Raw genomic sequence first — 12420 nt, forward strand, 5'->3', positions numbered from 1 at the left:
GCCTGGCCTCGGAAGCTACAACTCGTCCGTGCCGGCGTCGATGGACACAGAAACAACAACGAACCCACGAGGAAACGGGCACTTTTACATGCACCCTGCCTCTTGAGTTCTTTCATTGGAGACAGTTATGCAACCGATCGACTCCACCAGGAAATTGCGGACTTCGTGTTCGAAGGTAGCCGGGCGAGTGGCAATGGCTTCCCTATTGGCGAGCGCAGCCCCCATGTCCGTCCCGCAAACCGCAGCAGCCGCTCCGCAGGCGGAGCCTCGCGCGGGACCCAGTCTGGAACGCGCATGTCAGCCGGCGGCGATCCGGGCGGTCGCTGACCGGCTTTCCATTCGCACCACGGTAAAGGAGATCGGCAATGGCCCGAAATTGCCCGGTGGTGTCAGATATGTCGCGGCCGCAGGTGATTTGCCGGCTTATTGCCAGGTGACAGGCAGCTTCGTGACCAATCCGAAAAGCGGAAAGACTGCGAACTTTCTGGCGACGTTTCCGGCGTCTTGGAACGGGAAATATCTTCAACTCGGCAACGGCGGGCATGCAGGACGCATACCGGACCTGAATGGCAATCCAGCGAATCCGCGCAATATCGTGGTGAGCCAAGGCTATCCTGGAGATATCCTCGTCAAGGGCTACGCCGCATTCACGACGGACGAGGGCCATGATGCGACCACTGGGGATGGATGGACATATGAAGACGCCGCAGTTCTCGATGAGGAATTGAAGGACTTCCTTTATCGAGCGAACCAGGTCCTGGCCAAGGTGGGCAAGGCTTTTACGAAGTCATTCTACGCGACGAACATGAAAATCACCCCACCGCACAAACTGCTTTCCTACTTCACAGGTTGTTCGGGCGGTGGGCGCGACGCGCTGGTCGCCGCGTCCTATTTTGCTGAAGAGTTTGACGGCATCATTGCTGGGTCGCCCTATTCGAACATCGCGACAAATGCTTTTCATTTCCAGGGATTGCCGATGGCCGCGACACGATCACTAGAGTCACGCGTGCCTGATACTCTCGTCCGACAGGTCGATACGTTCGTTAAAGCGCAGTGCGATGCGGCCGATGGTGTCAAGGACGGCTTGATTCAGAATCCGGCAATGTGCAATTTCCGGCCCGAACGCGATCTTCCGCGCTGCGACGAGACGACATCCAGAAACCAGTGTTTTACGAAGCCCCAGATTGACACGATCAGCGCCTTGACGACCGCCGTAACCGATGAAGACGGAAATGTGGTCATCCCGGGTTACTCAGTCAGCGAGATCCAACCGCTCTTCTTGAATATGGCGCTGGACCCGGAGTCCAAAACGGCGCGGCCGACATATTTCTCCTCTGGTGTGCGAGAGGGGCTTTCAGGGCTCGGGGCCGAAGCACTGAGTCTGGTGAATCGAGATCCCAACTATGATCTTAGATCCGTTTTCAGTTTCCGCGAAGGTGGCCCTGGGCCGATCAGCGGCTTCCGCGTCGTTGTTCCCAAATCCGAGGCCGCGAAGGCTCAAGCAGCGTTGCGAAAGGGCATCGGCGCGATGCCGGAGAACTTGCAGAATCTGATCAAGCTTAATCGCAAGCTGATGATCTGGGTTAATCTCAGCGACGAGGCACTTTCGCCTTTCGTTACGATCAACTACTACAAGCAGCTCGCGAGCCGATTTGGGGGATATGAAAAGCTCCAAAAGAATGTGCGGCTGTTTTCTATACCGGGTAGCCTGCATTGCGGATCCGAGGGTCACGTCGGCCCAGACAAGTTTGATGCGACGGGGGCATTGGAAGATTGGGTCGAGAAGGGGAAGGCGCCGGATGCGTTGATCGCGAGGCTGTATGATCTCGACGGCGAAAACCCCGCTCGGACCGTCAAGGAAGGGTCTGCCAATCCGATCTACGTCAGTCGCTCTAACGTGCCTTTACGCACGATGCCGCTGTGCAAATTTCCTGCAATGGCGCGGTATCGGGGACAGGGTGACATCAACAAGGCGGAAAACTGGTTTTGCCCAGCTAACGATCGGTCGATGCTGAAGATAGGCGAGAGCGGGCGCCAGGCGGGAGTGATGGATTAGAGCGGTTTTCGACCGATTTGAATCGACCTAGGATTGAACGAACTCGCTGACGCTCGAGTGGCGCCTTGGGGCTGGCGGGAATGACCCCCTGGTGGGAAGATTTGGTTGCTGAAGACCAACCCCTCACCAGGAGTTCATCCCATGACAGACGTCACAGTAACGGTCAGCCCGCTGCGCCGTCGTATGATCGACGACATGAGCTTGCGCAACCTGTCGCCCGCTACCCAACGCTCCTATCTGCACGCGATAACGAAGTTCAGTCGCTATTTCGGGCGATCGCCCGACCGTTTGGGGCTGGAAGACGTCCGCGCATTTCAGGTCTATCTTGTATCGCAGGGCATTTCCTGTTCACACACGTCAGGCGGTGCCGAATCAGGTGACCTCGACTACACGGGTCAATGTCCCTGAAAATGGGGACAGACCACATCCGAACCGAGCATTAGGGTCGATCCTACAATAAAATTCGCGGTGCACAACGTCGGCTCGACCGCGCCTCCAAAGGGCTCGGCATTACGTTAATGACATGCGCATAAGCGGAATGTTCTTCGAAGCGGAGGGGAGAGCACTGATGAATGCCAGAAACATCCAACTGATGATTACACCGGCGTTGATGGGCGTCTGCGGGGCGTCGCAGGCGTTTGCGCAGCAATCGGATGTCGTTGGGAAGCCTGCGGCGTCGAGCGCTGCTTTGGCCGCGGCTGACGAAGCTCAGGTCAAGAGCGCCGGTGTCGGAGAAATTATCGTAACCGCGCAGCGACGCGGCGAAAACCTTCAGTCGGTGCCAATCGCCGTTACGGCTATGAGTCAAGATGCGTTGGAAGCGCGAGGTGTGAGGGACACCAGATCTTTGGAAGGGTTGGTGCCAAACCTTACCATCCCGCGCCTAGGTTCCATTAATCGGCCCTTCTTGCGAGGCGTTGGTTCAGATTCATCATCGAATTACGATGAGCCATCGGTTGCGACGTACATCGACGGTTACTATATTGCTGCGAAATCAGCTAACCAGCTTGGATTTAATAACCTTGTGCGGATCGAAGTATTGAAGGGCCCACAAGGAACCCTGTTCGGTCGCAATGCTACGGGCGGCGTTATACAGTTGGTAACCAAAGATCCCACTCAGGATTTCCATGGTGATTTCGGGGTTGGCTACGGAAACTACCAGACATTTACCAGCGACAGCTATATATCAAGCGGAATTGCGCCCGGACTCGCCGCGGATCTTGCTGTGCAGTATTCTGATCAAGGAAAAGGCTTTGGGCGCAATCTAGTAGTTGGTAACGACATAAATAAATACCGTTCCCTGTCTATACGCAATAAGTGGGTGTACACAGGAGATACAACGAAGGTATCACTGTTTGTCGACTACGAGAAGAGTCGATCGAATGGCTTGGGCTATCAGCTCGCCCCGGAGAGTCGTGTGCTCTACGGCTATCCGAGCATTGACCGGTTCGATGTCGAGATGAACCAAACCCCGTATCAGAATATTCGCAACCTTCTCACTGGGCTCCGAATTGAGAAGGACCTCGGCTTTGCGCGACTGACCTCATCTACGTTCTATGCTAATTACTATCAACATTATTTCACCGACATCGTGAAGCCCCCCCAGACTCCTAATAATTCGATTCAGCTTGGTGCAGACACTCTCGAAAAACTTAGGCAATATACCCAAGAATTTCAGCTACAGGGCAATAACACATCCGGTATACGCTGGCAATCTGGCGTTTATCTGTTCCGATATGTAGAAGACTCAACTCTGGTCCTGAGTGGGGTTACAGTGGGCCCAGACACTTTCGTGACGGACACCGCGAAAACATCGTCGATCGCCATTTACGGGCAGATGACGTATGAGATCGGGCCAAAGCTGAACCTGACTGGAGGCTTGCGCTATACATACGACAAGAACGAAACGACGAATGGGCTGACGCGGATTCCGTCGCTCGCTGTCGAAATTCCAGGCCCAGATCGTGAGACTAGTTCTAGAAATCTCACTTGGAGACTGGCACTGGATTATCAGATGGCGCCGGATGTCCTTGCCTATGCGTCTTACAATCGTGGCGCCAAGAGTGGTGGTTTTTCAGTTACGTCTCTGACAGCTCCATCTTATAATCCGGAGCAACTGGACGCGTATGAGGTTGGTCTCAAGACGCAGCTTTTTGACCGCGCTGTTAGGTTCAATATTGCGGGATTCTACTACGATTATCAGGACCTTCAGGTCCTGGCTGTCTCCTCGAACGGGACGTCCGCTCAGATATTCAACGCGGGCAAGGCTCGTGTATATGGTCTCGACGCAGATTTCGAAGTGGTGCCGTTTGAGAACCTTACGCTTGCTGGTGGGTTTGGTTATCTAGATGGGAAGTACACGTCATTTCCGGGCTCGCCTTCGCGCGGTCCGAATGGAAAGCTGGCGTTTGTCAATGTGAGCGGGAATCGCATGACCAATGCACCCGAATTTTCCGGTAGCGTTTCGCTCACATACGCAATTCCCACTCGCATCGGCGATTTCAAAGTCAACGGTACTTTAATTCACAAGGGATTGTCCTTCGCGACGCCCGATAATCGCGTAAATTACCCGTCCTATAGCGTGCTAAATGCCTCGATTGGTTGGACGAGTTCCGACGGTAGATTGGGTATTGATGTGTGGGGGCGGAATTTGACTGATAAAGCCTACTATGGACAGAAGTCGGCCAATGCCTTTGGCTATTTCCAGGCGGCCGCCGCTCCGCGCACATATGGTGTGCGGGTCAAATCCAAATTTTAGAGTGTCTTAAATCAACGCGAATTCCCGACATCTCATTGGTCGGACATAGGTCGTTCTGTCGGCCTATGCCCGAAATGAGTGGTGAGTATATGGCCATCGTCGCCCGCCCCCAGGCAGGCCTCATCCCTTGCAAGTCGGCCGTAAGGGGCTGCCCCGAGATGTGGTGTGCCCTCGGCCATGTCATCTTTCCTGAATGCCCCACGCTAAAACTTTCGGAAGCCAACTGCCTTGTTGAACTACGCCAAGCTTAACGGCGGTATGGCGGAAGGGTTTAGGGGCAAAAGGAATAAGTCGAACCGCACACTGCAAGTCACGAATCGGGTAAATGACATGAACAAACCAGAAAATGGATCAGTGCCAACCCAGAATGGCGTGAGAATGTGGGTTCTCCTGGCTCTGCTCGTGTTATCTGCAGTCATGGCCACGATCGACCGACAAGTTATGGCGCTTGTCGTCGAGCCACTCAAAAAAGACTTTGGGTTGAGCGACTTCGAATTGGGGCTAGTTCAGGGGCTCTCATTCGGACTATTCTACTGCGTCGCTGGAATCCCTCTCGGTCGGTTGATCGACAAATATAATCGCGTGCGCATTTTATTTCTTGGCATACTGAGCTGGAGCATCATGACGATGCTGTGTGGGTTCTCCTCGACGATTCTCCAGTTCTTTTTCTTCCGGGTTGGCGCCGCTGTCGGCGAAGCTGTGCTTCACCCCGCTGCTTATTCATTGATTGCTGATACTTTTCCGCCCAAGCGGATGGTGCGAGCGGTCATGATCTTCCTAACGTCCGTGCTTTTTGCCAATGGCCTCGCCTTCATCGCAGGGGGCGCAGTCGTTAAGGCCATCACCTCTCTTCCAGAGCTACCCTTCGGTCTTCGCCCTTGGCAAGCGACCTTCTTCTTGGTGGGCGCGCCGGGGCTGGTACTCGCGGCCTTCTTCTTGATGGTCCGCGAGCCCGATCGTCTTTCTGGTGACCGTGAGGGGCTCGCGACGTTCGGTGATTCAATTCGATATATTTGGGGGCGACGGCGGGATTATGGCCCGCTCTACGGTTGTTCGTTGCTTCTCGCTGTTCCTACAATGACTACATATCTTTGGATGCCAACTCACTTTATTCGGACTTACGGTTTGGACGCGTCGACCTCGGGATACTATATTGGTGTGATCTATCTGGTTCTGCCAGCTCTTGGCGGATTTGCCGGGTCGGTGATTACGGAGAAATGGCAGAATGCGGGTCGTCACGACGCCTCGATGCGGATTGTTTTGCTGTGCGCCTTGATTGGTACGGTGGGAGGCCTGGCTGGCATCATGAGCCGACTGGAGCACACCCTTGTGCTGATGCTTCCGTTGGCCTTGATCCCCGTTGCATATTACGCGAATATCGTTGCTCTGTTGCAGTTGCTGACGCCATCCAGAATGCGAGGCGTGAATTCTGCATTATTGCTGTTGGCTACTAATCTTGGGGCCGCCGCCCTAGCTTCGCCGCTCGTTGGAGCTATGTCCGATACGCTCTTCGCAGGAAAGCCATGGGGTTTGGGGGCTGGCGTCGCGCTGGTCAACGTAAGCTGCGGGATGTTGGCTGCGGCGATCGCCGTCAGCAGCCTGGAGCGGTTCGGACGGGTCATGCGTGATTCTGTTGAAAGGCCTTCAGGCCCTTCGCACGTTCTGTGACACGCGGGTTCCGTAATAAAACTTGCGGTCGCAACAAGGCTGTGTCCTGCGACGAACCGGCCAGAATGGGGGCCTCTATTGCTCTGAGGGCGTTCTCTGACAGGTCGCCCCTGCGAGACGCCCGACGCGACCTCGCTGCCAGCCGTAAGCTTCGTTGTCAGCGCGTATTCTGTCCCCGTGCGATCCCATTTCCCGTGCAACCAAATTTTGGAGCCCTCTATGAACTCTGAATTTACCCCTCAACGTATTGCCGACCGCATGGAGATTCAGCACCGCATATACCAATATTGCCACGGCGTGGACCGCATGGACTTCGCCATGGTGCGGCAGACCTATCATAGCGATGCCTATGACAATCACGGCGCCTACCAAGGTGGGGTAGACGGCTTGATCGACTGGATGGAGAAGCGCCATCCCAGTATAGAGCTTTGCCTACATCTGATCTGCAATGTGTACATCGAAATTATTGACGATAACGAGGCACTCTGTGAATCGTACGCGATTTGTTGGCAGCGCGTTGGTAGAGAAGCGTGGGCGTTCGGCAGTTCCGGTGACGAAGGAGAGGATGAAGGTGTTCTCGAGTTTAGCACTGTGTTCCGCTATGTGGATCAATTCACGCGCCGAGACGGCGTATGGCGCATCCAGAATCGCACTGTAGTCAATGAGCTCGGCTTCATGATTCCCGAGCAATTTGGTGAGAGATTGCAAAATCCTTCGTCCTGGGCCGCTGGCAAACGCGATAATTCGGATCCAGTCCAGATTTTGCGCAATACGTTGTTATCAGAAGTTGGCAAAAGGACTGTTTGAGGTAGACCGCTTCACTAATTGTTACATTTGGAGGTGGAGGGCTCCCGTTGAATTGCCTGCACATCCTGTTGCGGAGCGAAGGCGAGCCTCCGGTGATGTGACCCCCAGCTTTCCACAAGCTGGGATTAGAGCCGGGCCGTTTTTTGGCCCTGTCCCAGTTCTGCCACCGGCCAGAATGAGAGATCCGGCACTTCATCGGCCGGGGTTAACCCCGGCCGATGAAGCAAATTCGGCCGGGGTCATGAACCCCAGGGATGTGTGAGGCCGGGTCTCGTTAAAGTCCGTCCGCCACGCCTCGATCTTGCTCCTTGCGTCGTCCAAAGACAAGATCCAGTGCGTGTTCAGGGTAACCGCCCGATTGTTACCGCGAAGGTTGTGCCTTGAAGCGGGCGGCGAGTTCGGGATCGTCGACGAAGTCATCGAGGAACTGGTGCCAGGACTTGGTCGTGAGACGGGCCTCGCTGAGCATGTCAGTGAGTTCATCTACACCGTGATCGGTTAGCGCGGTGATGGCCTCGTCGGGGCCGATGCAGACGCTGATGATGTTTCCGTAGGTCAGATTGTCGTCATTTGAGATGATGGCTTTCAGCAATTCCACGTCCTCGTCGAGGATCCTGGCAACATATTCGAGGGTGAGGACGTGCGTGACCGCGGCCATCAGGCGGCCAGTGCTTGCGGGAGAGTCAACGGCGCCCAGTTCCAAGGTAACAATTCGTCGATCCTGTTGATCTTGTGATCATGGATGCGATTGAGCAGGTCGGTGATATAGGCCTGAGGATCGAGGCTATTCATTTTGGCGCTTTCGATGAGTGTCATGGCGCGAGCGAGGGTTTCGGCGCCGGCCTCGGAGCCGGCGAACAGCCAGTTTTTCTTGCCGAGACATATGGGCACGACGGCGCGTTCGGCGGCATTGTTGTCGATGGCGACGCGGCCATCGTCGAGAAACAGGCTGAACGCGTGCCAGCGGCCGAGGGCATAGCGAAAGGCCTTGGCGAGATCGCTTTTGCCCGGGATTCGGGTGAGCTGCGTCGCGGCCCAGGCATGCAGGGCCTCGAGCCTAGATTTGCTCAGCTCCTGGCGCACGTCGCGACGGATATCGGCAGACTTGCCGACGATCTCGCGCTCGATGTCATAGAGCTGCCCGATACGCTCGAGCGCCTCGTGTGCGATCTCAGATTTTTGCGACGTCCAGATGTCGTGGAAATCGCGTCGCCAATGGGCAAAGCAGGCTGCTTCCCGGAAACGCGGGCTCCCATCCGCGCTAGGTTCGTAGAGCTTCGCATAGCCTTTGTAGGCATCGGCCTGGAGAATGCCGTTTGCATTGCAAAGTTGGTCCTGGACATGCTGCGCATTCCAGTTGGGCGCATAGCGATAGACGACCCCGGGCGGCGCGGCGCCGGCCCAGGGGCGCTGATCACAGACATATGCCCAGATCCGGCCTTGCTTGACGCCTTTGCCGATACCTTTGGCACGCCGTTCTGGTGCCAGCACGCGGATGGGCGTGTCGTCGGCGTGCAGGATGTCGCTGTCCAGGACCGATGCCTCGATCTGGTCGATCACTGGCTGCAGGATCCGCATCGAGTGGCCGCACCAGTCGGCGAGCGTGCTGCGCGGAATATCGGCGCCCATGCGCGCGAAAATCTCGTTTTGCCGGTACAACGGCAAATGGTCGTCGAACTTGGAGACCAGCACGTAGGCGAGGAGGCTTGCGCCGGCCATGCTGCCGGGGATCGGGCGGCTGGGGGCCGGCACCTGGACCATCTTCTCGCAGCAGCGGCAGGACTTCTTCGGGCGAGCGACCTCGATTACCTTGAGCTTTGCCGTGATCATCTCGATGATCTCACTCACGTCTTCACCCACGAAGCGCAGGTCGCCTCCGCAATCCGGACAGGTGCTGCCGGGATCGAGCTCGTGGCGTTCGCGCGGCGTGTCCGCCGAGACACGCGGGCGACGGGACGGACGCAACCCGTAGCCGCCCTCGGCGGGAGCAACCGCGTCGGGATCATCCTGGTCGCTTGCTACGAGACCCTGTTGGGCGACGGAAACGAGAACGTCTTCGAGCGCGAACTCGAGTTGCTCGATCTCGCGCTGGATCTTCTCGGAGGACTTGCCAAAGGCCTGCTTCTTGAGCTTGGCTATCTGCAAACGAAGCGCCTGGACGACCAGGTCATGGGCGCGCAGCGTCATCGTCAGCTTCGTGTTCTGGTCCCGCAGCTCGGCGATCATCGCCTTGAGGAGTGCCGGATCTTCGGGAAGATGGGATGCCGCGTTGAGCATGGCCTTAGGTACGGGAAAACGGCCAAAAAGTACAGAAAAACAGATGCTTTCGCAGAAGTAAGTTACCCGGCCCGGGCCGGCGGCGCGCCCCAGTCCGGGCGCCTCCAGTCGATCCCTTCCCACAACATCGCGAGCTGGGCCGATGTCAGGCGCGCCGTCCCGTCAGTCGCCCCGGGCCAAGGGAAACGGCCGCGCTCCAGAATCTTGTAATAGAGGCAAAATCCCTGACCATCCCAATAAAGCAGCTTCAGCCTGTCACCCCACTGCGTTTCATAATGCATCCCTCCATTAAATTCCTGGCAGGCGCGTTAGTCTATCATATTGATAATTCGTGTAAAATGCCGACCTCCTGCCAATAACTTTCTGCACCTCTATCTGGACGTTCTCATCGTCCAGTGCGGCGGTCGGGATCAGCCAGGGCGACCCTTTCATGATCTGCCTGCCGGGCAACAGCCCGGTCTCGGCAAGGCGGCGAGCAGACCCGATACATATGCCAAAGCGCTCAGCAGCTTTTGCCAGACTGACGTAGTTGTCGTTCTTTCCGTCATAGTCCGGCAGGCCAAGACGTTCGCGCATTTCGCGCACCCGCACTGTTGTCCAGGTCTCGCCATCACCCGTTTTGCAAAGCATGCGGTTGAGCGAGACGGCCAGCTCCTTGTCGGGCCAGTGCCCTGCAAGCTTTCGGAGCGCTTCGACCGCAGTCGGGATATTATCCTTGGGATAGCGCCCGGTTTTAACGCGCGCCACGCGCAGTTCGCTATGTCGACCGCCAACCCAGTGAACCAGCAGGACCGCTTCGTTCGTCTCGCTGTCCAGGTCAAAGACGACCTCTTTGATAAGCGTGTGGACCAACCGCTGCTTCGTCCGGGTGTCAGTTGAGGGTGCGTTCCAGACCGCCGGCAGATCCTGGGCGAGCTGGAGGAGCATCGCGCGATCGATCTTCGGCTGAGCTGCCAAGCCGGCGCGCTTCTCCTCTATGCGCTTCTCGAGCTCCACAATACGTTCCAGGGCGGCATTCCAGCGTGCTTCGAGCTCGCGCGCGACGTGCCGCTTGGCGGGATCGACCAGTTCGTAGCGCCGCGCAGCAAGCGACGCCTCATAGCGTGCAGCCTCGAGGTCACGCTCGATTGCGGCAATGATGTCGTTCGCGGATCGCACGAGTTGATCGGAGGCGAAGATTGCCGCTTCGACAGCGCGATCCGAGACGGCCTCCAGGCAAGCCAGCGCGATGGCCCGGTCGATCCGCAAACCCCCGATGCCAATGCATAGACCTGCGCCTACATGCGCGTCATCGCCGCGGCATTGATATCGGTGCGCATGGCCTTTCTCCATACCGTAGAACACGCGCATCATCCGCCCGCATCGGCCGCAACGCATCAAGCCGGTGAGCAACGCTCGTCCACCGCGTCCGGATTTGCGGCTGCAGTTGCTCTTCATGTAGGCGTTGTCGAGCAGGAGGCGTTGGTTTTCCTCATAATCCTGCCAGCTGATATAGCCGGGATGGTGGTCGGGGATCAGCGTCGACCATTCTTCCTGCGGTTTCTGGTAACCGCTGATCTTTCGCGACCGTCCATCGACCACCTTGGTGCGCTGTCCCACCCGCCCGAACGCGTAAGCGCCAGCATAGAGGGGATTGTGAAGGATCTGCACCACGCTGTGATAGGCTGGCGGTTTCCATTCCAGTTTGCAGACGTCGACATTTCGCCGCATGACCGGCATCTTAATGGCGGCGGTCCTGAGCCAGAGGAACACCTGTCGGGCGCTCCCAAGCTCTCGGAACTTTGCGAACACCAGGCGGATCGCTTCCTGAACGTGCTCATCGGGGTCGATCTCGATTGTACCCGCTTCGCTCCAGCACAGGCCGGGCGGAAGCGCGAACCGATATTCGCCACGACGGACCTTGGCGTCACGCGCGGCCAGGCCGCGCTGCCGGATCAGGCTGAGCTCATATTCCGCCATCGTCCCCTTCAAGCCGAGAAGTAAGCGTTCATTGATCAGCCGAGGATCATAGCTTCCATCGGGATCGATCACCAGCGTGCCCGCCAAGGCACACAGGTCGATAAGGTGATGCCAGTCACGGCCGTTTCGAGCCAGGCGCGAAGCCTCAATGCAATAAACCGCGCCGACATCACCGGAGCAGACCATGGCAACGAGCTTCTCGAAGCCAGGGCGTTCCATACTCCCCGAACCGGATCGCCCAAGATCCTCGTCGATCACTGTCGTCGAGGCGAAGCCTGCCGCTGTCGCGGCACCCGCCAGATCATACTGGCGGCGTTGGCTTTCGAGATTTCCAGTCACCTGCGTCAACGTCGACTGGCGCACATAGACGACCGCAATCCGTGAAAGATGATCAGGCGTGATTTTGCTGGTCATCAACGCCTCCCTCGATCTTCGGCGCTCCGACCGCTTCCAGAAGCAGGTCTGCCAGCGTTTCCACGACACCCTTCGGTCGAACGCCCTCCAGGGGCCTCCGCGCCGGTGGGTCGAACTGCAGCTTGAGCTGTGATCGATTCCGATATCTGCTTGCTCGCACGTCGTCTCTCCTTCGGTTTCGAAGAAGGCGATCGTGCCGCACGCTTCCGAGTCTTTCCCAACACGCCCAGCAAATTGCCCAGTTCCGTCAGTCCATCGATGCTGACCTCGGGCGGGCCTTGGATCATCCCGCCGCAATAGTCCGCGTCGAACATCCAAAGTGGAACCTCCCGACAATAGCCGGGCATCAAATCAGTGATAACAAGCTTGAGATGCTTGCCCCGGCGGTACGGCGCCACCTGCATCATCATTCCGAAAAACGGATGCCAAGGGTAGACGACCATATCGTGACGCAAAGCGTATGCGGAATGTCGGTAAGTGG

11 protein-coding genes and 1 pseudogene are annotated in these 12420 nt (G+C 57.1%); 7 read left to right on the forward strand and 5 right to left on the reverse strand.

What is annotated here, in order from left to right; translation table 11 throughout:
- Window positions 1-223: 223 nt before the first annotated feature.
- The 5 genes from A8G00_RS22895 to A8G00_RS22915 all read left to right on the forward strand — a co-directional run bounded on the left by A8G00_RS22895 (window position 224) and on the right by A8G00_RS22915 (window position 7289).
- Entirely contained in the window at window positions 224-2056 is a 1833-nt protein-coding gene (locus tag A8G00_RS22895) for a tannase/feruloyl esterase family alpha/beta hydrolase (protein WP_253258064.1), read from the forward strand.
- Window positions 2057-2197: 141 nt separating this feature from the next.
- A complete protein-coding gene (locus A8G00_RS22900; RefSeq protein WP_253258065.1) occupies window positions 2198-2464 on the forward strand; it encodes a phage integrase N-terminal SAM-like domain-containing protein in 267 nt (88 codons plus the stop codon).
- 160 nt (window positions 2465-2624) lie between these two features.
- Window positions 2625-4814 (forward strand): TonB-dependent receptor, encoded by a 2190-nt coding sequence (locus tag A8G00_RS22905; protein WP_216365658.1) that lies wholly within the window; start codon window positions 2625-2627, stop codon window positions 4812-4814.
- A gap of 330 nt (window positions 4815-5144) precedes the next feature.
- Window positions 5145-6482: an MFS transporter gene (locus tag A8G00_RS22910; protein WP_216365659.1), complete on the forward strand. Its 1338-nt coding sequence runs from the start codon at window positions 5145-5147 to the stop codon at window positions 6480-6482.
- A 219-nt stretch (window positions 6483-6701) separates the two neighbouring features.
- Window positions 6702-7289 carry a nuclear transport factor 2 family protein gene (locus tag A8G00_RS22915; protein WP_103001781.1) on the forward strand — a complete coding sequence of 196 codons (588 nt, stop codon included), beginning with the start codon at window positions 6702-6704 and terminating at the stop codon, window positions 7287-7289.
- Between the two features lie 192 nt (window positions 7290-7481).
- Here A8G00_RS22915 and A8G00_RS25370 read toward each other — a convergent pair.
- From A8G00_RS25370 to A8G00_RS22940, 5 genes and pseudogenes are all read right to left on the reverse strand, one after another.
- Window positions 7482-7634: pseudogene (locus A8G00_RS25370) on the reverse strand (integrase core domain-containing protein); the annotation flags it as partial.
- A gap of 16 nt (window positions 7635-7650) precedes the next feature.
- Entirely contained in the window at window positions 7651-7947 is a 297-nt protein-coding gene (locus A8G00_RS22925; protein ID WP_103001783.1) for a hypothetical protein, read from the reverse strand.
- Entirely contained in the window at window positions 7947-9566 is a 1620-nt protein-coding gene (locus A8G00_RS22930; RefSeq protein ID WP_103001784.1) for an IS66 family transposase, read from the reverse strand. Before A8G00_RS22930 ends, A8G00_RS22925 begins: the two co-directional genes overlap by 1 nt.
- A 62-nt stretch (window positions 9567-9628) precedes the next feature.
- Complete coding sequence (tnpB, locus tag A8G00_RS22935; RefSeq protein ID WP_103001785.1) at window positions 9629-9847, reverse strand: IS66 family insertion sequence element accessory protein TnpB; 219 nt, start codon at window positions 9845-9847, stop codon at window positions 9629-9631.
- Between the two features lie 7 nt (window positions 9848-9854).
- Entirely contained in the window at window positions 9855-11939 is a 2085-nt protein-coding gene (locus tag A8G00_RS22940) for a recombinase family protein (protein WP_103001786.1), read from the reverse strand.
- On the opposite strand from A8G00_RS22940, the gene A8G00_RS25375 reads away from it, so the two are divergent.
- Together A8G00_RS25375 and A8G00_RS25510 are read left to right on the forward strand one after the other, a co-directional pair.
- On the forward strand, window positions 11923-12072 hold the full coding sequence (locus A8G00_RS25375; RefSeq protein ID WP_172451958.1) for a hypothetical protein: 150 nt from the start codon (window positions 11923-11925) through the stop codon (window positions 12070-12072). The genes A8G00_RS22940 and A8G00_RS25375 overlap by 17 nt on opposite strands.
- Before the next feature lie 145 nt (window positions 12073-12217).
- Window positions 12218-12420, forward strand: a 203-nt coding sequence (locus tag A8G00_RS25510; protein WP_216365660.1) for a hypothetical protein, incomplete at its 3' end; no start/stop codon positions are given.

The organism is Sphingobium sp. SA916 (assembly GCF_002894065.1).
Lineage (GTDB): Bacteria > Pseudomonadota > Alphaproteobacteria > Sphingomonadales > Sphingomonadaceae > Sphingobium > Sphingobium fuliginis.

Excerpts from the sequence above, each read along its gene's own strand:
- A8G00_RS22895 (WP_253258064.1), top strand. The coding sequence starts at position 224 with ATGTCCGTCCCGCAAACCGCAGCAGCCGCTCCGCAGGCGGAGCCTCGC.
- A8G00_RS22900 (WP_253258065.1), top strand. The coding sequence starts at position 2,198 with ATGACAGACGTCACAGTAACGGTCAGCCCGCTGCGCCGTCGTATGATC.
- A8G00_RS22905 (WP_216365658.1), top strand. The coding sequence starts at position 2,625 with ATGAATGCCAGAAACATCCAACTGATGATTACACCGGCGTTGATGGGC.
- A8G00_RS22910 (WP_216365659.1), top strand. The coding sequence starts at position 5,145 with ATGAACAAACCAGAAAATGGATCAGTGCCAACCCAGAATGGCGTGAGA.
- A8G00_RS22915 (WP_103001781.1), top strand. The coding sequence starts at position 6,702 with ATGAACTCTGAATTTACCCCTCAACGTATTGCCGACCGCATGGAGATT.
- A8G00_RS22925 (WP_103001783.1), bottom strand. The coding sequence starts at position 7,947 with ATGGCCGCGGTCACGCACGTCCTCACCCTCGAATATGTTGCCAGGATC.
- A8G00_RS22930 (WP_103001784.1), bottom strand. The coding sequence starts at position 9,566 with ATGCTCAACGCGGCATCCCATCTTCCCGAAGATCCGGCACTCCTCAAG.
- tnpB (WP_103001785.1), bottom strand. The coding sequence starts at position 9,847 with ATGCATTATGAAACGCAGTGGGGTGACAGGCTGAAGCTGCTTTATTGG.
- A8G00_RS22940 (WP_103001786.1), bottom strand. The coding sequence starts at position 11,939 with ATGACCAGCAAAATCACGCCTGATCATCTTTCACGGATTGCGGTCGTC.